Consider the following 25,355-nt stretch of genomic DNA (forward strand, 5'->3'; position numbering starts at 1 on the left):
AAATATTTTTTGATTATGCTTTGGTGTTATTTTCCATCAACTGCATAACTCCTGTTTATAAGAGAATATATAAAAAAACGGGCGGCTTAAGCCGCACATCGCTGCTGGTCTTATTAATTCCCTGTTTGCATTTTCGCTAAATATACTGGTGCCGGAGGGAAACGATGAGTGAAAAGCTGAAAACCCTGGGTGAGGTTAAGAGTTTGCAGGTGGACAAGGAGCGGAGACTGTTCTCAGCACAACATGAGGAAATAATAAGCGGGGCTACTACGGACATCTATTTTATCAAAACCCAGGAAATACTGGCCCAAAGAGGGTTGGAGGAGACCCGGGCGGTGGCGGAGATTTTTCCACGCCGTGAGGGTATTATGGCGGGAGTCCCCGAGGTCCTGGGGCTATTGCGCGACTCTCCGGTGGAAGTGTGGGCCCTGGAAGAAGGACAAGCTTTTGCCAGCAAAGAGGTGATTATGCGTATTTCCGGGAAGTACAGCGATTTTGGGATATACGAAACCGCCGTTCTTGGTATTTTGGCCAGTTCCAGCGGGTGGGCGACTGCGGCCAGAAAGGTAAAAGAGGCGGCCGGCGAAAAAAGGGTTCTCTGCTTCGGCGCGCGCCATGTTCATCCGGCCGTTGCCCCGGTGATGGAACGGGCGGCGATAGTAGGGGGGGTAGATGGGGCAAGCTGCATCCTGGCGGCTAAACTGGCTGGCAAAGAGCCTTCCGGGACCGTTCCGCATGCTGTCTTCTTGATAATGGGCGATTCCGTCAAGGTCGCCCGGGCTTACCACGAAATTATGCCGCCTGGAGAACCGAGGACGGTATTAGTAGACACCTTTAAAGACGAAGCGGAAGAAGCGCTTCTGGTTGCTGCAGCGCTTGGCCGGAACCTGCACGGCATACGGCTGGATACGCCCAGCGAGCGGGGCGGGGTAACTCCGGCCCTGATCAGGGAAGTGAGGTGCCGTTTGGCCCAGGCGGGGTTTGGGCATGTCAATATTTTCGTTTCCGGGGGTTTGGACCCGGAAAGAATTGTCCAGCTCAAGGAAGCGGGTGCTGATGCTTTCGGTGTGGGCAGCTATATTTCAGGGGCTTCTCCCATCGACATGACGATGGATTTAAAAGAAGTTGACGGCAGGCCCATTGCCAAGCGGGGCCGTATTCCCGGCATTACCCCGAATGAACGCCTGAAAAGAATAAAATAAAACCACCCTGGGGTGGTTTTATTTTACTTTGGCTTCCAAAGGCTTGCACCTTTCCTTAACCTTGTCCATGAAAGCGTCATAGTCCACGATGTATCTTTCGTGGCTTCCGGAGCCGATCGGGCCGAGTTCGTCGAAAGCATCGATCTGAAAGAGCAGCCGGTTGCGATTGATTTCTTTGAGCGTTGCGGTCACTGTGACCGTCATTCCGCTTGCGGTGGGATGGGAATGGGTTATGCTGACGTTTTTCCCCACCGTTATATAGCGGTCCGGGAGAAGCGGGTCCACAGCTTTAACGGATGCTTCGATCATGAGGGCGGTGAGGGTTGGTGTGGCAAGAAGTTCTTTTAAAGCGCCGCTTCCAAAATTCAAAGCCGTGTCTTCTCTGGTGATAAGCTTCTGAACTGAGGCAGACAAACCGATTCTTAATTCCGGAAATTTCTTGCTTAACATTTTTAACCCTCCCTTTAGAATATTTATATTACGCTTTTATTATACTAAAAAAACAGACAATAATCACAATAATAAATAACAAAACCCCGTTTGAGCTGAACACACGGGGTTTTGTTATGCTGACATTTCATTAGCGGATTTTTACCCATGTCCGAAAGTTTTTTTGCTGCTGCTCCTGATGGTATAAAATGGCGCACTCTTCGTCGCAGAGTGAAAGAACCGTATCATTAATCACCAGCTCGAAGGCATGGCCGTTAAGGGGGTTGCCGCAGTATGCGCACACCATAAATACCTCCTCCCTTATAATGTGGGAAACAAGAAAAGCTTCAAGGAACTGAAGCTTTTAAGCGCCACACGTCCCTCCTTTCTCCTGTGAGATAGCGCTCCACCAGGACGCACGGAGTATGCCCCTGGTGACAGTCCTGCACCTGTTCGATGCAGTCCCAGCCTCCGCAACTCGGGCTTGCAGGGCTTCGGCGGTGGCTCCTTTTTCTGCCCTTCATTGTTTCCCGGACTCAGGACAGTTACTCATAGACACCGCGCCTCTACCTCACCCCGGAAAGAGAGTGAGGTATTTTTACTATTAAATTATAAGCAATATTACCATATATCAACGATAAATGCAAATGGTAAAAAATGAAAAATATGGAATGAAGGGTGGAGGTAATTAAAAGCATTTACAAATGGAAAAATTTGAAATATAATTAAACAGTAAAGATAATTGAATAATGCTAGGGGTGCCTGTTATTAGGCTGAGAAGGACTGATCCTAACCCTTTGAACCTGATGTGGTTAGTACCACCGTAGGGAAGCGAACGCGGGAGTTTTCCGCATTATCCAGGCTTGCCTTCGGGCAAGCCTTATTTTTGGTGCTGCAGCCGGCGAAGGGAGGTGACGATGTGGAAATAACAGTAAACGGTAAAAGGATGCCGCTGCCTGGTGGAACCGCGCTTGCCGATTTCCTGGCCGATAAAGAGAACGCGCCGGATGGCATCGTGGTCGAGCTCAACCAGGAAATTGTCAAAAGGGAGAAGTGGACCAGCATAACCTTGAAAGAAAATGATATCCTGGAAATATTAAGGCTTGTGGGAGGAGGTTGATGGTATGAGGGACAGGTTTGTAATCGGAGGGGTTGAACTTAACAGCCGCTTGTTCGTGGGAACCGGAAAGTACGCCTCTGATTCTCTTATCCCGGAAATCATCAGGAGATCGGGAGCCCAGGTTATTACTGTCGCCTTGCGGCGGATGGAATTCGGTTCAACGGATAACGTGATGAATTATATACCTGAAGGCGTAAGGATAATGCCGAACACGTCCGGGGCGAGAAACGCTGCCGAGGCGGTGAGGATTGCCCGGCTGGCCAGGGAGGCGGGCTGCGGGGACTGGGTGAAAATTGAGGTGATCTCCGATAACAAGCACTTGCTGCCGGACGGGTATGAAACCGTTAAGGCCACGGAGATTTTGGCGGCAGAAGGGTTCAAGGTTTTCCCGTATATCAGCCCTGACTTGATGGTGGCCAAAAGGCTGGCGGAGGCCGGGGCGGCGGCGGTAATGCCCCTGGGCGCTCCTATCGGCACGAACCGCGGGCTCAAGACCAAGGAACTGCTCAGGATCCTGATTAAGGAGATCGAACTCCCCATTATTGTGGACGCCGGCATAGGCAGGCCTTCCCATGCTTGTGAAGCCATGGAAATGGGAGCTGCGGCCTGCCTGTTGAATACGGCGATAGCCAGCGCCGGCAATCCCGTCCTGATGGCCGAGGCTTTCGGGAAAGCGGTCAGCGCCGGCCGGCAGGCCTACCTGGCGGGGCTTGGAGGAGCGCAGGATACGGCCCGCGCATCTTCGCCGCTGACCGGTTTTCTGTATGAAAATCGAATTGAAGAAGGAGTGAACAATGAGTTTTTATCAAGAGCTTTTGAAATACCGCGATTTTGATTATGAGGGTTTTTTTGACAGCCTTACGGATGGAAAGCTGGAAAACGCAGCCGGCAAGGAGAAATTAACCGGCCTCGATTTTCTTACGTTGCTGTCTCCCAAAGCCGAAAAGCATCTTGAGCCGCTGGCCAGGAAAGCCCATTGGCTTACTGTCCGGAATTTCGGCCGGACGGTCTTGCTTTTTACGCCCCTCTACATATCTAATTATTGCCAAAACCAGTGCCTTTACTGCGGTTTTAACAGGGCCAACCGGATAAAAAGGAGGAAGCTTACCCTGGATGAAGTCGAAGAAGAGGCCAGGGTCATCGCGGCGACGGGACTCAAGCATATCCTGTTGCTTACCGGCGACGCCCGGAACGTTGCTCCTGTCGAGTATATCGGGAAATGCGTCACAATACTGAAAAAATACTTTGCGTCCATAGCCATCGAAATCTTTGCACTGACTGAGGATGAATACCGCTGGCTGGTGGAGACGGGCGTCGATGCGCTGACCATATACCAGGAGACATATAACGAGAAGCTCTATGACCGGCTTCATCTTCAGGGACCGAAAAAGGATTTCCGGTTCAGGCTTGATGCTCCTGAGAGGGCTTGCCGGGCTTACATGAGGGCGGTAAATATCGGCGCCTTGCTGGGACTGGACGAGTGGCGGCGGGACGCTTTTTTGACGGGCCTGCATGCCAGGTACCTGCAGGATAAATACCCGCACGTGGAAATCAGCGTTTCCCTGCCCAGGCTGAGGCCTCATGCCGGCAGTTTCCAACCGGGCTGTGAGGTTTCAGACAAAAATATTGTCCAGATAATGGCAGCCTTCAGGTTGTTTATGCCCAGGGCGGGGATAACAATTTCTACCCGGGAAAAGGCCGGTTTCCGAGACAATATCATCAGGCTCGGGGTGACGAAAATGTCCGCCGGCTCGACCACTGTCGTGGGGGGACGCACCAAGGGCGAGGAAGAGACGGGACAGTTTGAAATAGCCGATCACAGGACGGTTACCGAAATGAAAGAAGCGGTTTGCAGGCTGGGTTACCAGCCGGTGTTCAAGGACTGGCACCCGCTGTGATCAAGTGTGAATCGCCTTGACTGGAGATGACAATAAATGAATCGTTTTCAAAATTCGCTGGCTGCTTTTATCGGCTGTGAACGGCTGGAAAAAATCCAAGCGGCCAGGATAGGCATTGCCGGGGCCGGCGGGCTGGGTTCCAACTGCGCCGTTAATTTCGTCCGCAGCGGTTTTATAAATATTATGCCCAGGAAAAAAGCTTTTCCGGCTGCCGGCCTGTACTGCCTGACATCGCAGGAGCATTCGCTCGGCCGGAGCAATATTGAAGTGGTAAAAGAGATGGTGGAAGCCGGCGTAAAGGTCATCCAGTACAGGGAAAAAGACAAGAAGATGAGGGAAAAATTGAACGAGTGCCGAGAGATAAGGGAATTGACGAGAAGGGCCGGGGTGGTTTTTATCGTGAACGATGATATTGACCTCGCCATGCTGGTGAAGGCCGACGGGATACATCTGGGACAGGAAGACATCCCGCTGGCCGAAGCCCGCAAGCTGGCAGGGGAGGGAATGATCATCGGGGTGTCCACCCACTCGCCCCGGCAAGCGCAGGAAGCTGCTGCCGGCGGGGCAGATTATATCGGGGTGGGGCCGCTTTTCGAGACCAAGACGAAGAAGGATGTATGCCCGCCTGTCGGGCTGGAGTATTTGGACTATGTCGTCAAGAACATCGGTATCCCTTTCGTGGCCATCGGAGGCATCAAAGAACAAAACGTCGCCGAGGTCGTAAGCAGAGGGGCCAGGTGCGTGGCCATGGTAACCGAAATAGTGGGCGCAAGGGACATAAAACAAAAAATCGCCAGCATACAAAAATTGCTGCCGGCGGGAAGCTGACATACCTTGCCCTGTTCAAACCGGTTTGATGGCCTCGGGCGTATTGTAGAGCGGAGAATTGACCAGCGGGGATACGGCGTAAAAGTCCATCAGTTCCGCGGGGTAAGGCGCAAGCAGCCGGTTTAAGAGGACCGGGCTTTGAACGGCCGGGTCGAGCCAGAGGTCATAGTTTTCGGGGGTAAGAATTACGGGCATCCGCTCGTGGATGCCGCGGAGGAGGGAATTGGCCCCTGTCGTAATGATGGCGCAGGTGTACAGCGGCTCTTGCCCGGGAGGAGACCAGACCTCCCAGAGGCCGGCCATGCCGAAAGGCGACCCGTCTTTCATGATGATGCGGTAAGGTGTTTTATTGGCCCCCTCTTTTTTCCATTCAAAGAAACCGTCGGCAGGCACGAGACAGCGCCTCTGGAGGAATGAGCGCCGGAAGCTTGGCTTTTCCAGCAGGGTTTCGGCCCGCGCGTTGATCAATCTGTTCCCGACAGCAGGGTCTTTGGCCCAGGAAGGGACAAGGCCCCAGCGGTAAAAGGCCAGTCTTCTCGCTCCATCTTCCAGCACGACCGGGATATTCTGGGCAGGGGCGGCATTATATAGCGGGGCGTATTCGCCGTCGACTCTTGCAATCTTGAAGTAACGCTCTATCTGTTCCCGGTCGATGGTCGTGGTAAACCGGCCGCACATAAGAATCACCTCATGTATCTGTTAGTACGCTCCCGAAAACTTTGAGAGCGTCTATTTTTTATTTTAAGGATCAGCAATTTAGCTTCACCTTTGCTTCTGTTTCGAAGTGGGAGCTTGAGATGATGATTACCGTTAACAAATATAAACTCATGAAGCTGAAATACTGCATTGATCGGCTTGACGGAAAAATATCTGAAGTTAAAAGACATATGTTTGCAGAGATTAACAGTGTATAATTATATTTAAAGTGAAAAGTTTTTATACCGATGATAAATGATGACTTCCGGCTGTTTATTAAGCATCGTGCCCAGAGACGAATAAGTAAGAATGGAGATTAAGGAGGAGAAAAATGGCCAGGGTTTTTGGAGGCAGGACCAATTATGGTGAGGCCATAGGAATAATCATGCTGGAGACAGCCTTTCCCAGGTTGCCCGGCGATGTGGGAAATGCCAGCACCTTCTCTTTCCCTGTAAGGTATAAGGTGGTGAAAGGCGCGTCCCCGCAAAAGGTGGTGAAAGAGGCTGATCCCGCCCTGCTGCAGCCGTTTATTGAGGCTGCCAGGGAACTGGAAAAGGAAGGGGTAAGGGCTATTACCACCAGCTGCGGGTTTCTTGCCATGTTCCAACGGGAGATGGCCGACGCGGTGAACGTGCCGGTGTTCAGCTCCAGTCTGCTCCAGGTACCGCTGGCTTATGCCGTGATAAGTAAATCCCAGCAGGTTGGCATACTGACGGCCAGGGTGCAGTCCCTGACGGAAAGACATTTTGCCGGGGCGGGGATTTCCGGTATTCCTGTTGTTGTTGCCGGTATGGACGATGCCCCGGAGTTTACCGGCGCTTTCATTGACGGCAAGCCCGATCTTGACGTGGAAAAGTGCAGGCAGGAAATGATCGAGGCGGCCAAAGGGTTGAAGACAAAACATCCACGGGTTGGCGCCATCGTCATGGAATGCACCAACATGCCTCCTTTTGCCAAAGCCGTACAGGAAGCCGTAAACCTGCCTGTTTTTGACGCGGTCACGTTGATTAACTATGTATATTCGGTGGTTGTAAGGCATGATTACCAAGGGTTCATGTAACCAAAAGGGGATGTTTGTTTTGGAAGCGAATAAGATTTTGGTCATCGATGATGATCCCAAGATCAGGAGCATGCTTCAGAGGAGCCTGTCTTACTCCGGTTACCGGGTATTTACTGCGGAAGATGGGATAATGGGGTGGGACATTGCGCAAAAGGAAAAGCCGGATTTGATCATCCTGGATATTATGCTTCCGGAAATGAACGGATATGAGTTCTGCCAGCACTGGAAAAAGTTCATGGATACGCCGGTCCTTATGCTTACGGCCAGGGACGAGGTAAAAGACCGGGTGAGGGGTCTGGACTGCGGGGCCGATGATTACCTGGTCAAACCGTTTGCCCTGGAAGAACTGCTGGCGCGGGTTCGCGCCCTGCTGCGCCGTTTTCGTAAAAACAATGGTCTTCAGTTAAAATTTGGCGACCTGGAAGTGAACCCGGAAACTTATCAAGTCCGCCGCGGCGGGAGAGATATAGAACTGACCGCTAGGGAATTCGAACTGCTGCTCCTGTTTATGAAACACCCCGGCCAGGTGCTGACACGGGAAAAGTTGATGGATTCCGTCTGGGGTTACGGCTACGAAGGTGAATCAAATGTTCTGGAGGTTTATATCGGTTACCTGCGAAGCAAGCTGGAAGAAGCGGGAGAAAAAAGGATCATTCATACCGTGCGCGGTGTGGGATATGTCTTGAAAGAATAGGGGGAAACTGATGCCTGTACGCTGGCGTTTAACTTTATGGTATACCGGGCTTTTGCTTGTTATTCTCCTGGTTTTGGGCAGCGCCGTCTATTTGCTCCTGGATTATTCCCTGACTGCCGAAATAGACCGGAACCTGGAAAACAAGGCGGACGAAGTCCTTAAATCGACCAGGGTTGTAGGCACACTGCCGTTTTTCCTGAGACAGATCGTCCTTCCGGATGTGGAGGTTTTTGCGGCTCCCGACGTCTACCTCCAGGTTATGGCCGGAAACGGGGAGATTGCCGTTAAATCCCAGAACCTCGGCAATTATACGCTTCCAGCCCCCTACAATATTAAGGAAGAACTGGTCAGGGAGAAAAAGAGCTTTGTCACCCTGAGCGTGCAAAACGAAAAATTGCGGATGGTGGTCAAACCGCTGCTTCTCGGCGGGGAACTTGTCGGCATCCTGCAGGTGGCCCGCCCTTTGAAGCCGGTCACGCTGGCCCTGGCCCGGCTGCGGGGGATAATAATCCTGGGAGGATTTGTTTCGCTCTTTATTTCGCTGTTCCTGGGATGGTTTATGTCGGGCAAGGTCTTGAAGCCTATTGAAGACCTGACCGGAGAGGCCAGGGCGATAGGCGAGGAGAAAGATTTCCGAAGGCGGGTAAAATATGAGGGGCCCAAAGATGAACTGGGAGAACTGGCGGTAACCTTCAATACCATGCTGGAGAGCCTGGAAGAGGCATACGGGCGTTTGAACGCTTCGCTGCTAGCGCAGCAGCGTTTTGTGGCTGACGCCTCCCACGAATTGAGAACACCGCTTACCTCCATCCAAGGCAACGTCGATTTCTTGCGCAAATTGTGCGAGGAAGGCCGGGACATCCAGTTGGAAAAGGAAGTGCTGTCGGATATTGATTCGGAAACAAGGCGGCTTTCGCGCCTGGTAAAGGAGCTTTTAACCCTGGCCAGGGCCGATGCCGGATTCAACTTGGAACTCTCGCCGGTGGATATTGCGCCGCTTTTGGAAGACACTGTAAGACAGGCGCGGTACCTGGTGAAGGGACAGGTATTTGAAACGGACCTGGAGGAGGCAAGCGGTGCGGTCATTAAAGCAGACGCCGATTATTTCAAGCAGATGCTTCTGATCTTTTTCGATAATGCTTTTAAGTACACGCCAAGCGGGAAAAGAGTATTGTTTTCGGCAAAAAGAAGGGGAGAAAAACTTGCCCTTGTTTTCGAGGACGAAGGGCAGGGTATACCCCCAAAAGATATACCGCACCTGTTTGAGAGGTTTTACCGGGCAAAAGAATCGCGGACAGGTGAGGGGACTGGCCTGGGATTGGCTATCGCCAGCTGGATTGCCGGTCAGCATCACGGGGAAATAACCGTGAAAAGCGAGTACGGCCGGGGGTCGGTTTTTACGATATTGGTCCCTCTTCTCAGGTTATTCTAAGGATATTGTGATATATATTAATCTGTGATAAAAAATAAGGACGGAGGTTTTGGAGTATGGAACGCTTGCGTGTTAACAAATTGCTTGTTGTCTACACTCTCCTTATTTTTCTAGGGGGCGTTTTGTTTACGGGGGCAGTCATAGCCGTGAAAGGTTATGATGTTCCCTGGGTCGCTGCGCGGCCTGCTTTGGCCGAAACGCAGCAGCCTGAAAGCGCGCCTTCTCAGGACGCCTCAGCATTCTTCGGGGCTGATGCCATTCAAAAAATTGTGGAAAGAGCTGGCCCGGCTGTCGTTAAAATAGAAACTACCGCCAAAAGCAGCGGGGACGGCGCCAATCCGTTTTTCAACGACCCGTTTTTCCGGCAGTTTTTTGGCGACAGCTTCCGGATCAACCCGCAGCCCCGTATCCAGCAAGGATTAGGGTCCGGGTTCATCATCTCGACAGACGGCTATATTCTGACCAACAACCATGTGGTGGAGGGCGCCGACGAGGTGAAGGTCTACCTGACCAGCCGGCCTGAACCCTATGATGCGAAAGTGGTGGGGTCCGATGCCGAACTTGACCTGGCCGTTTTGAAAATTGAGGCCGGTTCAGAACTGCCCATACTTAAACTGGGCGATTCCAATAAGACAAAAGTGGGGAACTGGGTAATTGCCATCGGAAACCCGTACGGCCTGGACCACACCGTGACGGTTGGGGTGATCAGCGCCAAGGGGAGACCTATTAACATCGATGGAAACGAATACAAAGACCTCATCCAGACAGATGCTTCCATCAACCCCGGTAACAGCGGCGGCCCGCTTTTGAACCTGGACGGAGAAGTAGTGGGAATCAATACGGCGATCAACGCCCAGGCTCAGGGCATAGGTTTTGCCATCCCCAGTTCAACGGTAATGCAGGTTCTTGACCAGCTGCTGGAAAAGGGAAAGGTGGTTCGCCCCTGGCTCGGTATATACATGCAGCCCTTAACGGAAGACCTGGCCAAGTACTTCGGGCTAAACAATACGGAAGGCGCGCTTGTAGGAGCGGTTCAGGAAGGGTCGCCCGCTGACAAGGCCGGCCTGAAAAGAGGGGACATAATTCTTGAATTCAATAAGACGAAAATAGCATCACCCCAAGACCTGCAGAAGGCGGTAAGCGAGTCAAAAGTCGGCGACAAGGTCGTTTTGCTGGTTCACCGGAATAAAGCCACCATTTATGTGACAGTGACAATTGGGGAAAGGAAATAATAAAGGAGGGGGAAACTCCTCCTTTATGTTAATGGGTCTTTGTCCAAAAACAGCCAGGGGTTGACGAAGGTGCTCCCAATGCTGATGTTCCAGTGAAGGTGAGGGCCTGTTGAAAACCCCGTTGACCCGACTTGCCCGATAACCTGCCCCTTTTTCACTTCTTCCCCCTCTTTGACGAGGATTTTGTCCATATGGCAGTACGTGCTGTAGAGTTTTAGCCCGTGGTCGATGATGACGGTGTTGCCGGTGACGTTGAGTTTCCGGGCCAGATTGATCGTCCCGCTGTTTGCCGCTTTGACGGGCGTTCCTCTGCCGGCGGCAATGTCGAGGCCGGAGTGGCGGCCGGATTCGACGTTGTTGATATAGCGGATAAGACCGAATTCCGTGGTAATCTTGCCTTCCACCGGCATAATGAAATTGCTGTCCCACAAGGGCTGCTTTGCGCTGGCGGACCTGGCCCTGCCGATGTGGACGGCGTCTTTTTCCCAGAGCCCGGGGTCGCGTTTTGCCTCCAGGCCGGCGGAAACTTTCAAATACTGCGAGGGAAACTCCTTGGGTTTGACGGTAATACTCTCCTGCTTATCCAGGACTGTTTCTCCAGACCTTATTATTTTTACACAAAGATTGTATTCCCCGGGTTTGGTGGTGTAGTGGACCGGCAAAAAAGCCACCAGGCCAAAACGGTAGGGAGCAAAAGAAGGGGTGTATTTACCCAGGCCGGTTCTGGCGGTTATTTCGTCTGTCTCTTTCCCGTTTTCCAGGTAAAGAACCAGGTAGTCCCCAGGGTAAACGGAATAGCTGGAGACAAGCAACATCGGCGGTGCTGCCGCGGCTTTTTCCTGTACTTCCTCTTGCCCGGCGGGAGGCTGTGGTTCTATTTTTCTGTTTTTTCCCGCGCACCCGGAAAAAAACGGGAAAAGAAGCAGCACGGCGAGGGCAATGAGCAAAAGCCTTGGTTTTTTTATGGTCATGGTTTAATGCTCCCCTTGCTGAGGATAAAAAAGGGCGCTATCAGGAGAATAAAGCGGAGATGGCTTTTTTGATGTCTTCGAAAACCTGCTCTTGATTACGAGAACCGTTAATTACCACTATGTTTTCACCTTCCGATTGGAGAAGCCTGGCTGTCGCCGCATAGTTTGCGCCGATTTTGGTCAGGTAATCTGTTCTTTCGTACAATTCCTCGTGGATGCGGGATTTATACCTCCGCTGGGCGGCCTCCTCCACGGGGACTTCGAGAAGAATGGTCAGGTCTGGTTTTAGACAATGGGAATTAATCTGCCGGAGCCATTCCAGTTCCACTTGCAGAGACTGGTAGGCGAAGGAGGACAGGTAGTACCTGTCGGATACAACGTTGAACCCTTTTTTCAGGAGGGATATTATACCCTCCTTCTGCTCGTTTTCGCCGCCGCAGCAAAGGTGATCCATCCTGTCGGCGGCAAAGAGCAGGGCCATCACTCTTTCATCCAGGGGTTTCAAGCGTTTGGCCAGCGCCAGGCGAATCAAACTGCCCACCGGCCCGTCGGTCGGTTCTTTGGTGAAATAGGTGCGCCCGAAAGAGACCTCGTTTTTTCCCATCCATTCCCGCAGGCAGCCGGCCTGGGTAGAGATTCCCGAACCATCCACGCCTTCCAGGACAATAAATTTTCCTTTTGCAGTCATGTTTACACTTCCTCCGGGTTATCTGAAAAAAGAATTCTTTATTCACCGTCCAAAATCCTCTTTTGCTTCACATGTTCCGGTGCAGTGTTTATGAAACGCACACATATTATTGCCGGCCGGCGCCCATACTAATTGTAAAATAATGAAGGAAGGGAGGAATCAACCAGTAAAAATGAACAGGAAAAATGTGGCTTTCATAATTCTAGCTTTGGTGATGGCGGCTTTCATCATTTTTTCATCGGCTGCCTGCAGCAAACTCAGGAGACCGGGACCGGTGACGCCGGCACCCTCGCCTGCTCAGCCGGCTCCTGCCCGTGACAGCGAGGAAATGGCAAAGGCCAGGACAATCGCGGATAAAATCAGCGCGATGAAAGAAATCAATACGGCCACGGTGGTTCTTGCCGACAATAAGGCCTGGGTGGGAGTGGACCTAAAAGCAGGTGTTGCCAATAAGCTCACCAACGCGGTAAAGAATGAAATAACGCGCCTGGTAAAAGCCGAGGATAAGTCGGTGGATACGGTTTATGTAACTGCCGACGCCGATATGGTGACACGCCTGAAGGAAATTGCGCGCGATATAGCCGCGGGCAAGCCGGTTTCAGGTTTTCTGGACGAGTTGAACGAGATCGGCCGGAGGATCACGCCGTCCACTAAATGACCGGCTGGTGAAGATGGGCTAAACGGCAAAAAAGCATCTGGAAAAAGATTTGATTGGGGGAACGGGATTAACAACCTGTTCCCTTTGATTTTTCCCCGCAGCAAGAAACACTAACCCCGGTTCAATGGTTGGCATAATACTTGCAATAAAATTATGATAACAGGGTTGATTAACTCATGAGGAGGTGACGGTGATCCAGGAAGCGGGCTGCACACGTAAGGCTTTGGTCCGAGAAGCTAACAATTGTTTAGTGAGGGAGGAATTGTTGTTGATGCGTGATTTTGATGAAATGCAGGAACTCGCCCGGCAGGTGGGGCCGAAAAAGGTTGCGGTGGTTCTGGCCCATGACGACGTTATCCTTAAAGCGGTGGATCATTGTAAAAAGAGAGGGATCGTTAAACCTGTGCTGATCGGCGATGCGCAAAAATTGAAAGAAATAGCCAGGGCGCTTGAATACTGCCTGGATGAAGATGAAGTTATCGACGAGGCGGACAGCGGCAAGGCCGCCGTGGCAGCAGTTGATTTAATAAACAAGGGCGGAGCGGATCTGATCATGAAAGGCAAGATACAGACTGCGGACCTGATCAAAGCCGTCCTGGACCGCAAAACAGGGATTAGGGCGGGCAGGCTGCTTAGCCAGGTGAATGTTCATTATTCTCCCGTTTTTAACCGGTTCATGTTCGTTTCCGATGCGGCGATCAACATCGCTCCCGCTCTTGAACAGAAAGTGGATATTTGCCGCAATGCCATTACTGTGGCTCATGCCCTGGGAATTGCCGAGCCGAAAGTCGCTGCCCTGACGGCGCATGAATCGGTCAGCGAGGCGATGCCGGCAACTGTCGACGCACACGAAATAAAAATGTTGAATCAACGCCAGGTGATAACAGAGGCGGTTATTGATGGACCAATCGCCTTGGATGTGGCCCTGGACGCCGCGGCAGCGGCCAAGAAAGGCATTTCTTCACCAATAGCGGGGCAGGTCGATATTCTTATTGCTCCTAATATCGAAGCGGCCAATATTTTGACCAAAGCAATCATTTATTTCGGCCAAGCCAGGAACGCAGGCGTTGTTATGGGCGCCAAGGTGCCGATCATTCTTCTTTCGCGTTCCGATAACGCCGATACGAAGATAAATTCCATGGCCCTAGGGGTAGTCTTGTCTGCTTGACTGGATGGCAAAACGACGCTAATAACAGGGAGGTATGATTTTATGAAGATTTTGGTAGCGAACGTAGGGAGCACTTCTTATAAATTTCAGTTATACTATCCGGAAACGGGCGAGTTTATTGCCGACGGGAAAATAGACCGCATCGGTGGCGAAAATGCCGCTCTCCAGTATGTTAAAGATGACGGGTCGGGGGGAAAAACAATTTCAATGGCCCGCAGCATTAAAGACTTCGCCCAGGCTGTCAAATTATCGCTGGAACTGCTGACGGACCCCAAGGTTGGAGTCGTACAGAGCATAGAGGAGATCAGCGGGGTGGGCTTTAAAACCGTCCACGGGGGAAAACTTAGCGGGGCAGTCTTAATTGACGATAGCGTGATCAAAGCGATGGAGGACATTAACATCGTCGTCCCGGCCCATAACAGGCCGTATATCGATACCATCAATTTTTTCAGGGAAATCCTTCCGGCCACACCCCTGGTGGCTGTCTTTGAGACCTGGTTTCACCAGAATATCCCGGATTATGCCAGGACTTACGGCATACCAAGGGAATGGACCGAAGGCCTGGGGGTGAGGAAGTATGGTTTCCACGGGGCCTCTCACCGGTTCATCGCTGAACGGGTCGCCGAAAGATGGTGGTCCAGGGAGAAACCTTTAAGATTGATTTCCTGCCACCTGGGAGGGAGTTCCTCCTTGTGCGCCATAAAAGATGGGGTGTCTATCGATGCCAGTCAGGGTTTTTCAGCTCAATGCGGCCTGCCCATGTCAAACCGGGTCGGTGACCTGGACCCCTTCGCAATTTTTTATTTGCTGGACAAGAAGGGAATGAAACCACAAGAACTGGCGGATATACTGGTGAAAAACGGCGGGCTGAAAGGCATCTCCGGCTTGAGCGGCGACATAAGGGATTTGGAAGAAGCGCAAGAAAAAGGTGATTACGGGGCGAGCCTTGCTTTGAGAGTGTACAAGTACCAGCTTAAACTGTATATTGGAGCGTATGCCGCAGCTCTAAATGGGCTTGACGTGCTTGCCTTTACGGGGGGGATCGGAGAAAACGGCTGGCGGATAAGAGAAGATGTCTTAAATGGGCTTGGTTACCTGGGGATAAAATTCGACCCGGAAAAAAATAAGAAGACAAGGCAGGAAGGGGTTATTTCCACCGGCGATTCGGCGGTCCTGGTTTTGGTGATTCCGGCTAATGAGGGCAAAATCGTGGGAAGGGAAACGGCCAGGGTCATCCGCGAACTGAAGGCCGGGAAACTATCCTAGAAAAATATCGAAGGGGGATTATCATGACTAAAATTGACAAAGCAAAAATGGAGCACTACGCTCAAAAGGTGAAGAACTGGAACAAGTGGGGGCCAGAGGATGAACTGGGCACCCTGAATTACGTTGCTCCAGAAGATATTGTTTCGGCAGCCTCGCTGGTTAAAAAGGGGAAAGTGTTTTCCCTGGCCATTCCCTTGGATGCCAACGGGCCGCAGTGGGGTGAAAGAGGAAGGAATAATCCCGTAAGAAGCATGATCTTCACGGGAACCGACGCTATTCTGGGCGTACAGGACTACTTGAAACTCCGCTATGCCGACGATATGGTGACCATGCCGCTGCAGTGCGCCACCCATTGGGACGCCCTGGGCCACATCTTTTATGAATACACTGATGAGAACAACAACCGTCAGGTTGTGATGTGGAACGGTTATTCAGCCAGGCATGTAAACAGTTCTGGCTGTGAGAAGTGCGGTATAGAAAAAACTAAAGAAAAGATGGTGGGCCGGGGAGTTCTTCTTGATATGGTCCGTTATCTGAAGTGCGACTCGATGGAACCAGGGCAGGGAATCACCAACGAAGACCTGGATAAATGCGCTCAGGCCTTTAACGTGGAGATTAAACGCGGAGACTTTGTCCTGGTCAGGACCGGCCAGCTGGGGAAGCATCTCAAATCGGGCGTGTGGGGAAAATTTGCCGGTGGAGACGCACCCGGCCTGGAATTTGAGACTCTCACCTGGCTTCATGAAAAGGAAGTGGCGGCGATTGCAACCGATACATGGGGTGTGGAGGTGCGCCCGAACCGGAGCGATGATTACCTCCAGCCCTGGCATTGGCTTGCCATCCCGATGCTGGGTATTACGATGGGCGAAATGTTTTACCTGGACGATCTGGCCGCTGACTGCGCTGCGGACGGCAGATACGAATTCCTGCTGGTGGCACCGCCGCTACCGTTTACTAACGGCGCAGGCTCGCCGGTGAACCCGCTGGCTATAAAATGAAACAATTGAAACAATTGATAGAATAAATTCTGTCCATATAAGCAGGAGTTAATTAAACCGGAACGAATATACTCATATAACGGTAACGTAATATTTGAATCTGGCAGTACGGCAAGCGGGGGGATAGATAATGTTTGTCGAAAGCCTGATCCAAAAAGAGAAACAGGACAATATGCATAACACCAATGTGGTGATGCTTTCCCCTGCCGCATCAGAGATTATCAATCTTCTACAGGAATTGAGTTACAAGAATGCCATTTATGTGAGCATTCTGGATTCGATTAACGAAGGCATCTGTTTTGTAAACAAAGATAAAAAAATAATTTTTGCCAATAAGGAATTCTTAAAAATACACAATCTTAAAGAAGAAGACATTATTGGCAAGCCTGTAGGAGATTTGTTCCCGGGAACGGGGCATTTCAAGGTGCTGGAAACAGGTCTTCAGGATTGTATTGATGAGATTTATTTTGAAAAGACCGGGGCCAAGGTGAGGCCGAAATATAAACCTCTCCGGGATTCTGAGAATAACCTGATGGGATCTCTAGCCCTGGTCAGAGAGATGTCGAAGATTAAGGATTTCGCCCTGGAACTGCGCAGCCTGGCCAGCATTTACGAGCAGTTTTCCCTGGTGTTCAACAACCTCAAGGAAGCTATAGTGGCTACTGACATGGCCGGAAAAGTGGTTTACGCCAATTCGCCTTATGCCAAGATCTGCGGCTGGGAAATCGGGCAATTGGTAGGGCAAAATGTTTCTATTGACGGGCTTGCCCAGGTCATAGAAAAGACCCTCCAGGAATCCAAACCCTGCAAAGAGAAGCTTTCTTCCCTGGCGGGAATGCACCTGGAGGTCGTTTGCCTGCCACTCATCGTAGATGATTCGCTGGTCGGTTCTGTATGTATTATCCAGGACCTTACCCAGCTGCAGAAGCTGAATGAAAAGCTGGAACATACCACCCAACTGGCCGAATATTTGAAGGACCAGCTGTACTGCAGGGAGCCGCTGCCTCCTTCCTTTGACAAAATCGTGGGTAAAAGCAGCTCCCTGAAAGAGGCCCTGGCTGTTGCCGCGAAAGCAGCGCCCACTTCCTGTAAAATCCTGATACGCGGTGAGAACGGGGTGGGTAAGGAGCTGGTGGCCAAAGCGATTCACTACTCCAGCCCCAGGGCGAACGGTCCTCTCGTTTGTGTGAACTGCGCCGCCATGCCTGACGCTCTGCTGGAAAGCGAGCTTTTCGGTTATGATGAGGGGGCTTTCACCGGGGCCCGGCGCGGTGGCAAACCGGGGAAATTCGAGCTGGCAAACGGGGGAACCCTTTTTCTTGATGAAGTGGGCGACATGAGCAGCTATATGCAGGCTAAACTGTTGAGGGTGCTGCAAGAAATGGAAGTTGAAAGAGTGGGCGGGACCAGAAGCCGCAAGCTTGATGTCCGTGTTATAGCCGCAACCAACAGGGACCTGGAAAAGATGATCGAGAAAAGGCAATTCCGGGAGGACCTGTATTACCGGTTAAATGTGGTGGCGGTGATTATTCCCGCCTTAAGAGACAGGAAGGAGGATATACCCCCGTTGGTAGACTTTTTCCTGGAGCAGTATTCCCAGCGATATAACAGGAAACTTGAGGTCTCTGACGCAGTCCTGCAGATTCTAAACAATTACAACTGGCCGGGAAACATCAGGGAGTTGAGCAACGTCATTGAAAGGGCTACCGTCCTGGCCGAGGAGGGAGTAATACAGACGTATCACCTGCCGTCTTACCTGAGAAAAAACCAGGAATACGAAGGTGAGAATCCTGTCCTTATTCTCGGCGGCGCTTCCTCCCTGGAGCAAATCATGATGGAATGCGAAAAACAGGCGATTATCAAAGCTTTACAGGAATCCGAGAACAATAAAAGCAAGGCGATGAAAATCCTGAACTTAAGCCGCAGGGCTTTTTACTATAAGGCAAAGAAACACGGGATCATCTAGTATAAAGCAGTTTTACGGGAGTCTGAAGCCGGTGTTACAAAAAATAAACACCACCCGTTACCAGGGGTGGTGTTTTTATAACTGTTTCCTGGCAGATCCGGGGCGGAGGGAGCAGCAAGCGCTGCGCCGGATATTTCATTGGTCACAAAATGTATACATAATTAACGGAAGGAACAAAAAGTAAACAATTATTCACGCCGGTTATTCTATATATACCCTTTTGGCGTTTGCAGGGCGGTTATTTAACATGCTCAAAGGTTTGGCATGTTATTTGCAAAAGTAATAGACGGCGGGAAGATTCACTATACCGGGGAGGTGACACCGGTTAGGAGGCGCGGCTGAAGGACCGCAACACTGTTATCCATATTATATAAAGGGGAGATTGAAGTTGGTGAAAATAATCGACTTGTCGCAGGAAATCTATCAGGGGATGCCTGTTTGGCCAGGCCACATCAAAACTGTAATTTGGGATCATGATACCCATGAAAGCACTGCTGCCAACGGCTATTCCTGGATGTCCAAGGGTATAATGATGTGCGATCACGGCCCCACCCATGTTGATGCCATCAACCATATCGATCCCACGCCCGGTGCACCAGCTATTAATGAAATTCCTTTAGAGAAGTTTTATACCGACGGATTGTGTTTGGATGTCTCCGAAGTGGAACCGGGTAAATACATAACAAAAGGTGTTTTGCAAAAAGCCTGCGAAAAAGCCGGCCTCACCATCAAGAAGGGTGACACCGTAATCCTCTACACAGGGCATTATCCCAGGCGTTACAACACCCCGGAATGGCTGACCAACTATGCGGGGCTGGACAGGGAAGGGACTCTTTGGCTTTGTGACCAGGGTATTGTAAACATCGGGATTGACGCCCCCAGCATTGACACGCCAAAGGACAGGACCTTCCCGGCTCATGTCGCCTGCCGCGAAAGGTCTATGCTGAACATAGAAAACCTGGGCGACCTGAGGCCTGTGGTTGGCAAAAGGTTCAAATTCATTGGTTTCCCGCTGAAGATCAGGGGAGGTACCGGTTCGCCCATCAGGGCGGTAGCCATTCTGGATGAATGATGAGCCGGCAGGCAGGAGGATATAATATTGTCCAAGGATAACCGGTGAAAATGATGGGGGGAGGGAATCGTTTGGGCTTAAAATTTGTTGACAGGTTGATGGTAAAGATAGCGGCGGTATCAAGTTATATCGGGGCAGTGTGGATTTTCTGCGTAATGGTTTTAGTCAATTCGGACGTTTTAGGCAGGCTGTTCTTTAACAGCCCCATCAAAGGCACGCCGGAAATTGTGCAGAATTCCATAGCGGGGTTGGCTTTTTTGATGATGGGTTGGGCAACTTACCAGGGGCGGCATGTTCGTTCAACTATGGTTAAGGACAAGCTGCCGCCCGGGGCAGGCGATGCAGTAGAGCTTATTTCTTGTATAATCGGGGGAATACTTTTTATCGGCATTGTGATTGCCAGCTGGAAACCGATGTTGCTGGCCTGGGAGATCAAGGATTTCCAGGGGGAAGGGGCTCTAAGGGTACCCACATATCCCCTGTGGTGGATCGTGATTTTTGGCGCGATGCTGTCGAGCTGGCAATGCTTTAGCAAGGTCGTAAAGCTGCTCGGTTATTTTCTGGGAAAAGCCCCGCGGCCAGATGACAATAAAGGAGATGTGGAACCGCTATGATCTCGATAGCCGTACTTACAATAGTTCTCCTGTTTATCCTGATAATCTTGGGAGTCCAAATAGGCTTTTCCCTGGCTGTAATGAGTTTCATCGGCGTCTGGCTCATGTCCGGAAAACTCACCGTAGCGCTGGCCATATTGGCCACAACCTCTTTTGAAGCAATTAGGGAATATGTCTTTGCCGTCCTTCCACTGTTCATATTGATGGGCGCCTTTATGAGCAATTCAGGTGCAGCCAAGGATTTGTTCAGCGCGTCGAACTATCTGCTGAAAAGGCTCCCGGGGGGAATGGGAGTAGCAACCGTGGCCGCCAATGCGGTATTTGCCGCGGTGACGGGGGTCAGCGTTGCTTCCGCCGCCGTATTCAGCAAAATCAGCCTGCCGGAAATGGTCCGTTTAAACTACGATAAAAAATTTGCCGTGGGAGCCGTTGCAGGGAGCTCGGTGCTGGGTATGCTGATCCCGCCAAGTGTTTTGTTGATTATTTTCGGCATGCTTTCAGAGGCGTCGATCGGCAAACTCTTTGTGGCAGGAGTCATGCCCGGCGTTGTGCTGGCATTAATTTACAGTATCGGGATTGTCACGATGAGCGTTGTGAAGCCGGAAATAGCCGGGAGAAAAAAGGCCGCCGGCGACACCGCTGCCGCTGCGGAACAAGCAAAAACCGCAGCGGAGGGAGAAAAGTTCGGGATCACGGCCGTCAAGTCCCTACCTGTTTTCATCCTGGTTATCCTGGTTTTGGGCGGGATTTGGGGCGGTCTCTTCACACCGACGGAAGCAAGTGCGGTAGGCGCTCTTGGAGCTATGGTCGTGGCCTTTTTTAAAAAAATCAGTTTTCAGCAGCTTAAAGAAGTGCTGCTTGAAACCGCGGCCACCAGTTCGACGATACTTTTCCTGCTTATCACCGCCCAGATGTATTCGCGGATGCTGTCCATGAGCGGGCTGGTAGTATGGTTAGGCGACCAGGTGGCTGCATCCAATGTAAGCTCCGGAGTGGTCATGTTCCTGCTTTGTATTCTCTTGCTTATTCTGGGGTGCATCCTGGATTCCACTTCAATTCTTCTCTTGACGGTTCCCTTGATTTTGCCTATAGCCGCGCATTTCCAGTGGGACCTGCTCTGGTTGGGCATCGTTATGGTTATGGTGACGGAAATGGGACTGCTGACCCCGCCGTTTGGCATGGTTGCCTTTGCCATGAAGGCAACCCTGGGCGATGCGGTGGCCTTGGAGGATATATTCCGGGGTTCATTGCCGTTCCTGCTGATGATGGCTATCGGCGTGCTGGTTGTTATCGCCTTCCCCGTTTTATCCACATGGCTGCCAAGTTTAATGTGAGCGTGTAGTTTTTATCATAAAAAAATTAAGGAGGAGAGTTTTGTGAAAAGATGGAAAAAAACGGTAAGCTTGTTGTTGATCCTGTTGTTCACCATGGGCCTGGCAGCAGGGTGCGGCGGCCAAAAGAAAGCTGAACCGGCCGGCCCGCAGACCATCGAACTGAAAATTGGCGGCGGTCACCCGGCAAACGGCATGACCTATACCCAGGCTGCCGTCGAGTACTTCCAGCCTGAAATCGCCAAGCGGGTGGCGGAGAAGACCAACTACCGGATCAAGTGGACGGAAGCTTACGGGGGGACAGTGGCCAAACTGGCCGAGGCATTGGGAGCTACCCAGTCCGGCCTGCTGGATGTTTGCGTTAACTCCTTTGCTTTCGAACCTGCCAAACTGTTTTTGATGAATATGAACTACTACGTGCCTTTTGCCAGTTCGGATCCGGTACTGGTTACCAAGGCCTCGAGGAAGGTCATGGACGAAAACAAAGAGGTGTATGACAACCTGTGGAAAAAGTATAACCAGAAATTCCTGGCCCTTGGTCCCACCGGCAGTTATGAACTTATCACCACCTTCCCGGTGAGCAAGGTCACGGACCTGAAAGGGCGCAAGATTGCCGCAGCCGGTCCAAATTTGACCCTTTTGGAAGGCACAGGCGCCATTCCCGTGCAGTCCAACTTAAATGAAGCATACACCGCTATGCAAACCGGCGTTTATGAAGGCTGGATCATGTGGCCGGACTCTTCATACAGGTTCAAACTGCACGAGGTTGGCAAATATTATACCATTGTAGGTTTCGGGGCAGACGCGATTCAGGGGATTTCCGTCAACCTGGATGTCTGGAACAAGCTTCCCAAAGAAGTACAGGACATATTTATTGAAGTCAGCAAGGAATACGAGATCAAGTCCGCGGAGATGGCGAAGCAATATGATATAGATGCCCTGGAAAAAATGAGGCAGGCGGGCGTGAAGGTTAATGTGCTCTCTGATGAAGAGAAAGCGAAATGGGCTGCTGCAATCCCCAACGTTCCTCAACAGAAAGCGGAAGAAGCCGAGAAACTGGGTTATCCAGGCAAGAAGATCTGGGCTTCTTACATCAAGAATCTCGAAGACCTGGGTCATAAATTCCCCCGCAAGTGGGAGATCAAGTAATACCGGCAGACGTTTTTACCGGAGAATGGCCCGGGGCTTTACCCGGGCCGTTCAACCACCAAAAGGAGCTGAATCGAAATGAGCGATAAAAGAATAGTCACTGCTGCTATTACCGGAGCTATTCACGTTCCCAGCATGTCCGAGTATTTACCGATAACCCCAGAACAGATAGCCGACGAGGCCGTGCGGGCTTTCGAAGCAGGTGCCGCTGTCGCCCATATCCATGTAAGAAATCCCCTGAACGGCAAACCCATTACCGACTTGAAAATGTTCAGGGAAGTAGCCTCGAGCATTAAAAAACGGTGCAACATGGTTGTTTGTATAACCACCGGCGGAGCGCCAACAATGCCCGTTGAAGAAAGACTATCCCCCGTCACGGAACTGCAGCCGGAATTGGCTTCATGCAATGGCGGCACAATAAATTTCGCTCTTCACCCCCTGGCGGAAAAGATCGCGGAATTTAAGTTCGACTGGGAAAAACCACACCTGGAGTGGACTGAGGAGCAGATATTCCCCAACACTTTCAAATCCCTGCGGATATACCTTAAAACATTTTATGAAAACCGCACCAAGCCGGAATTTGAGATATATGACGTGGGACAAATCAACAATCTGGCTCATCTTTTGGAGCGCGGGCTGTTCAAAAGGCCCGTCTATCTCCAGTTCATCATGGGAATCTTAGGCGGTATACCGGCAACTGTTGAAAATCTTGTTTATCTGGCGGAAACAGCGCGCAAGACCATCGGAGACTTCCAGTGGTCCGTAGGCGTAGCGGGCAAGAACCAGTTCAAGCTTGGTACTGTAGCCCTGGCCATGGGCGGCCATGTTCGCGTGGGACTGGAAGATAACCTCTGGCTGGAAAAGGGCGTTAAAGCCAAAAGCAATGCGGAACAAGTAAGCAAAATCATTCGGATTGCCAGGGAATTGGGAATTGAACCGGCGACTCCTGACGAAGCGCGCCAGATCCTTGGTCTGAAAGGGTCGGAAAACGTAAACTTTTAATTCTGGCATAATCAGGCATATTGAATGTGGATGATAAAAGGCCCGTGGGGGCGTGCTTCTTGCACTTTATTTAGGAGGTTAAAATGCGGAAAACGAAGATAATCTGCACTATAGGACCGGCCAGCGAAGAGCTGGGAATACTTAAAGAAATGCTCAAGAAGGGCATGAATGTCGCTCGGCTGAATTTCTCCCACGGGTCTCATGAGGAGCACCAGAAACGCTTGGTCAGTATTCGCCAGGCATCCCTGGAGACGGGGATACCTGTGGCCGTCATGCTGGATACCAAAGGACCCGAAATACGGATCGGGCTGTTGGAGGGCGGATCTGTCCGGCTGGAAGAAGGGAAGCAATTAGTGCTTACCACAGAAGATGTCCTTGGTACGCCCGAAAGGATCGGTGTGAGCTATGCTGGCTTGCCGCGGGATGTCAAAGAAGGCGATAGGATTCTTTTGGATGACGGTTTAATTTCCCTGCGGGTGCAAAGGGTTAAAGGTGCCGAAATCTCCTGCGTGGTGGAGAATGGGGGTGAAATCAGCGACAGGAAAAGGATTAACATCCCCCAGGTCAACGTTAACCTGCCCGGCTTGTCGGCGAAAGATTATGCCGATATTATTTTCGGCGTCCAAGAGGGGGTTGATTTTATTGCCGCATCCTACATCAGGTCCGCTGCTGATGTTTTAGCCATCCGCAAAATACTGGAAGAACTTCAGTCCGACATTCAAATAATATCCAAGATAGAGAACCGGCAGGGAGTGAATAATATAGATGAAATAATCCAGGTTTCCGATGGGATCATGGTGGCTAGGGGGGATTTGGGCGTTGAGTTCCCTGCTGAGGAGGTTCCGGTTGTCCAGAAAATGCTGATCCAAAAATGCAACCTGGCGGGCAAACCGGTGATAACGGCTACCCAAATGCTTGATTCCATGACCAGGAACCCAAGGCCCACCAGGGCTGAAGCGAGCGATGTGGCCAACGCCATCTATGACGGCAGCGATGCCATCATGCTTTCGGGCGAAACGGCCAGCGGCAAATACCCTGTCCTTGCGGTGGAGACGATGTCCCGGATCGCTTGCCGCGCCGAGGAATCGCTGAGCTTAAGCGAGCGGAACAAAGACAGGGTGGGCCCGGCTGCCGGGTCCACAACGGAAGCGATAAGCTTCGCGACCTGCAGCATAGCCATTAACCTGGGGGCTTCGGCAGTAATAACCGCGACAAAATCGGGTTCCACGGCGAGGTTTGTCTCCAAATACCGCCCCAAGACGCCGATTGTTGCTGTGACTCCGGACGAGTGCGTATGCAGGAGGCTTCTCCTGGTATGGGGCGTCTATCCGCTGCTGGGCACCGACCACAAATCTACCGACGGGATGATCTCATCAGCCATTGATACGGCCCTGGAAGCGAATCTGATCAAAGACGGTGATCTGGTCGTGATAACGGCCGGGGTTCCCTCCGGCATTCCCGGGACAACGAACCTGATCAAGGTTCATACCGCCGGCAAAGTGCTGGCCAGGGGCACGGGCATTGGCCGGGGTTCGGTTTCCGGCAGGGTTTTGGTTGCCGGGACGGGCGCAGAAGCACTGGAAAGGATAAACCAGGGCGATATCCTGGTGACAACTGCTACCGATAGGGACTTTGTGCCTGCGCTGGAAAAAGCCGTGGCGTTGATAACGGAAGAGGGAGGGCTAACCTCTCACGGGGCCATTGCTGGTCTTGAACTCGGAATCCCGGTTATTGTCGGAGTGGAGAGAGCCACAACGGTTTTAAGCCAGGAGCAGGTTGTTACGGTAAATCCGGCGAGCGGAATTATTTACAGGGGAAATGCCAGGACTTTGTAAAAGGGTGTTGATTGAGCACGCAACAATTAGAGATGGTGGAAGAGGA

General features: G+C 51.4%; 24 protein-coding genes, 1 pseudogene and 2 riboswitches. Of the genes and pseudogenes, 20 read left to right on the top strand and 5 right to left on the bottom strand.

Going from position 1 to position 25,355, the window contains the following annotated elements:
- Positions 1-164 precede the first annotated feature (164 nt).
- Positions 165-1,202 (top strand): nicotinate phosphoribosyltransferase, encoded by a 1,038-nt coding sequence (locus NUV48_09015; protein ID MCR4442276.1) that lies wholly within the window; start codon positions 165-167, stop codon positions 1,200-1,202.
- A gap of 18 nt (positions 1,203-1,220) precedes the next feature.
- On the opposite strand, the gene NUV48_09020 is transcribed toward NUV48_09015, so the two are convergent.
- Both NUV48_09020 and NUV48_09025 read right to left on the bottom strand, forming a co-directional pair.
- Positions 1,221-1,652 carry a thioesterase gene (locus NUV48_09020; GenBank protein MCR4442277.1) on the bottom strand — a complete coding sequence of 144 codons (432 nt, stop codon included), beginning with the start codon at positions 1,650-1,652 and terminating at the stop codon, positions 1,221-1,223.
- A gap of 130 nt (positions 1,653-1,782) precedes the next feature.
- Positions 1,783-1,938 carry a hypothetical protein gene (locus NUV48_09025; GenBank protein ID MCR4442278.1) on the bottom strand — a complete coding sequence of 52 codons (156 nt, stop codon included), beginning with the start codon at positions 1,936-1,938 and terminating at the stop codon, positions 1,783-1,785.
- Between the two features lie 84 nt (positions 1,939-2,022).
- Positions 2,023-2,208, bottom strand: a riboswitch (Lysine riboswitch).
- 167 nt (positions 2,209-2,375) lie between these two features.
- A riboswitch (TPP riboswitch) is annotated at positions 2,376-2,478 on the top strand.
- 72 nt (positions 2,479-2,550) lie between these two features.
- Here NUV48_09025 and thiS point away from each other — a divergent pair.
- The 4 genes and pseudogenes from thiS (at position 2,551) to thiE (ending at position 5,477) form a co-directional block, all read left to right on the top strand.
- Entirely contained in the window at positions 2,551-2,751 is a 201-nt protein-coding gene (gene thiS, locus NUV48_09030) for a sulfur carrier protein ThiS (protein MCR4442279.1), read from the top strand.
- A gap of 4 nt (positions 2,752-2,755) precedes the next feature.
- Positions 2,756-3,514: pseudogene (locus NUV48_09035) on the top strand (thiazole synthase).
- Positions 3,515-3,545: 31 nt separating this feature from the next.
- On the top strand, positions 3,546-4,649 hold the full coding sequence (gene thiH, locus NUV48_09040) for a 2-iminoacetate synthase ThiH (GenBank protein ID MCR4442280.1): 1,104 nt from the start codon (positions 3,546-3,548) through the stop codon (positions 4,647-4,649).
- A 183-nt stretch (positions 4,650-4,832) separates the two neighbouring features.
- A complete protein-coding gene (gene thiE, locus NUV48_09045) occupies positions 4,833-5,477 on the top strand; it encodes a thiamine phosphate synthase (protein MCR4442281.1) in 645 nt (214 codons plus the stop codon).
- A 15-nt stretch (positions 5,478-5,492) separates the two neighbouring features.
- Here the strand turns inward: thiE and NUV48_09050 are convergent, their stop codons facing one another.
- Positions 5,493-6,155, bottom strand: coding sequence for an SOS response-associated peptidase (locus tag NUV48_09050; GenBank protein MCR4442282.1), 663 nt, complete (start codon positions 6,153-6,155; stop codon positions 5,493-5,495).
- A 349-nt stretch (positions 6,156-6,504) separates the two neighbouring features.
- Here NUV48_09050 and NUV48_09055 point away from each other — a divergent pair, with 349 nt between their 5' ends.
- The 4 genes from NUV48_09055 to NUV48_09070 are packed head-to-tail and all read left to right on the top strand — an operon-like array spanning position 6,505 to position 10,591.
- Entirely contained in the window at positions 6,505-7,233 is a 729-nt protein-coding gene (locus NUV48_09055) for an aspartate/glutamate racemase family protein (protein MCR4442283.1), read from the top strand.
- Positions 7,234-7,243: 10 nt separating this feature from the next.
- Positions 7,244-7,927 (top strand): response regulator transcription factor, encoded by a 684-nt coding sequence (locus tag NUV48_09060; protein ID MCR4442284.1) that lies wholly within the window; start codon positions 7,244-7,246, stop codon positions 7,925-7,927.
- 10 nt (positions 7,928-7,937) lie between these two features.
- Positions 7,938-9,359, top strand: a complete 1,422-nt coding sequence (locus NUV48_09065; GenBank protein ID MCR4442285.1) for a HAMP domain-containing histidine kinase — start codon at positions 7,938-7,940, stop codon at positions 9,357-9,359.
- Between the two features lie 56 nt (positions 9,360-9,415).
- Positions 9,416-10,591, top strand: a complete 1,176-nt coding sequence (locus NUV48_09070) for a Do family serine endopeptidase (protein ID MCR4442286.1) — start codon at positions 9,416-9,418, stop codon at positions 10,589-10,591.
- 23 nt (positions 10,592-10,614) lie between these two features.
- Here NUV48_09070 and NUV48_09075 read toward each other — a convergent pair whose 3' ends face one another.
- Together NUV48_09075 and tmk are read right to left on the bottom strand one after the other, a co-directional pair.
- A complete protein-coding gene (locus NUV48_09075) occupies positions 10,615-11,001 on the bottom strand; it encodes a M23 family metallopeptidase (protein MCR4442287.1) in 387 nt (128 codons plus the stop codon).
- A 601-nt stretch (positions 11,002-11,602) separates the two neighbouring features.
- Positions 11,603-12,250, bottom strand: a complete 648-nt coding sequence (gene tmk / locus NUV48_09080) for a dTMP kinase (protein MCR4442288.1) — start codon at positions 12,248-12,250, stop codon at positions 11,603-11,605.
- Positions 12,251-12,422: 172 nt separating this feature from the next.
- Between tmk and NUV48_09085 the strand changes: the two genes are divergently transcribed.
- The 11 genes from NUV48_09085 (at position 12,423) to pyk (ending at position 25,309) form a co-directional block, all read left to right on the top strand.
- Positions 12,423-12,908 carry a YhcN/YlaJ family sporulation lipoprotein gene (locus NUV48_09085; protein MCR4442289.1) on the top strand — a complete coding sequence of 162 codons (486 nt, stop codon included), beginning with the start codon at positions 12,423-12,425 and terminating at the stop codon, positions 12,906-12,908.
- A 271-nt stretch (positions 12,909-13,179) separates the two neighbouring features.
- Positions 13,180-14,076 carry a bifunctional enoyl-CoA hydratase/phosphate acetyltransferase gene (locus tag NUV48_09090; protein MCR4442290.1) on the top strand — a complete coding sequence of 299 codons (897 nt, stop codon included), beginning with the start codon at positions 13,180-13,182 and terminating at the stop codon, positions 14,074-14,076.
- Between the two features lie 42 nt (positions 14,077-14,118).
- Positions 14,119-15,342, top strand: coding sequence for an acetate/propionate family kinase (locus NUV48_09095; protein MCR4442291.1), 1,224 nt, complete (start codon positions 14,119-14,121; stop codon positions 15,340-15,342).
- A gap of 23 nt (positions 15,343-15,365) precedes the next feature.
- Positions 15,366-16,340, top strand: coding sequence for a cyclase family protein (locus NUV48_09100; GenBank protein MCR4442292.1), 975 nt, complete (start codon positions 15,366-15,368; stop codon positions 16,338-16,340).
- Between the two features lie 130 nt (positions 16,341-16,470).
- Complete coding sequence (locus NUV48_09105; GenBank protein MCR4442293.1) at positions 16,471-18,306, top strand: sigma 54-interacting transcriptional regulator; 1,836 nt, start codon at positions 16,471-16,473, stop codon at positions 18,304-18,306.
- Positions 18,307-18,697: 391 nt separating this feature from the next.
- Positions 18,698-19,378, top strand: a complete 681-nt coding sequence (locus tag NUV48_09110; protein ID MCR4442294.1) for a cyclase family protein — start codon at positions 18,698-18,700, stop codon at positions 19,376-19,378.
- Between the two features lie 71 nt (positions 19,379-19,449).
- Positions 19,450-19,992 carry a TRAP transporter small permease gene (locus NUV48_09115; GenBank protein ID MCR4442295.1) on the top strand — a complete coding sequence of 181 codons (543 nt, stop codon included), beginning with the start codon at positions 19,450-19,452 and terminating at the stop codon, positions 19,990-19,992.
- Positions 19,989-21,326, top strand: coding sequence for a TRAP transporter large permease (locus tag NUV48_09120; GenBank protein MCR4442296.1), 1,338 nt, complete (start codon positions 19,989-19,991; stop codon positions 21,324-21,326). Before NUV48_09115 ends, NUV48_09120 begins: the two co-directional genes overlap by 4 nt.
- Positions 21,327-21,368: 42 nt before the next feature.
- Positions 21,369-22,472 (top strand): C4-dicarboxylate TRAP transporter substrate-binding protein, encoded by a 1,104-nt coding sequence (locus NUV48_09125; GenBank protein ID MCR4442297.1) that lies wholly within the window; start codon positions 21,369-21,371, stop codon positions 22,470-22,472.
- 78 nt (positions 22,473-22,550) lie between these two features.
- On the top strand, positions 22,551-23,474 hold the full coding sequence (locus tag NUV48_09130; protein MCR4442298.1) for a 3-keto-5-aminohexanoate cleavage protein: 924 nt from the start codon (positions 22,551-22,553) through the stop codon (positions 23,472-23,474).
- A gap of 83 nt (positions 23,475-23,557) precedes the next feature.
- A complete protein-coding gene (gene pyk / locus NUV48_09135) occupies positions 23,558-25,309 on the top strand; it encodes a pyruvate kinase (GenBank protein MCR4442299.1) in 1,752 nt (583 codons plus the stop codon).
- The last annotated feature ends 46 nt before the right edge of the window (positions 25,310-25,355 follow it).

This window comes from Peptococcaceae bacterium (assembly GCA_024655825.1).
Taxonomy (GTDB): domain Bacteria; phylum Bacillota; class Peptococcia; order DRI-13; family PHAD01; genus JANLFJ01.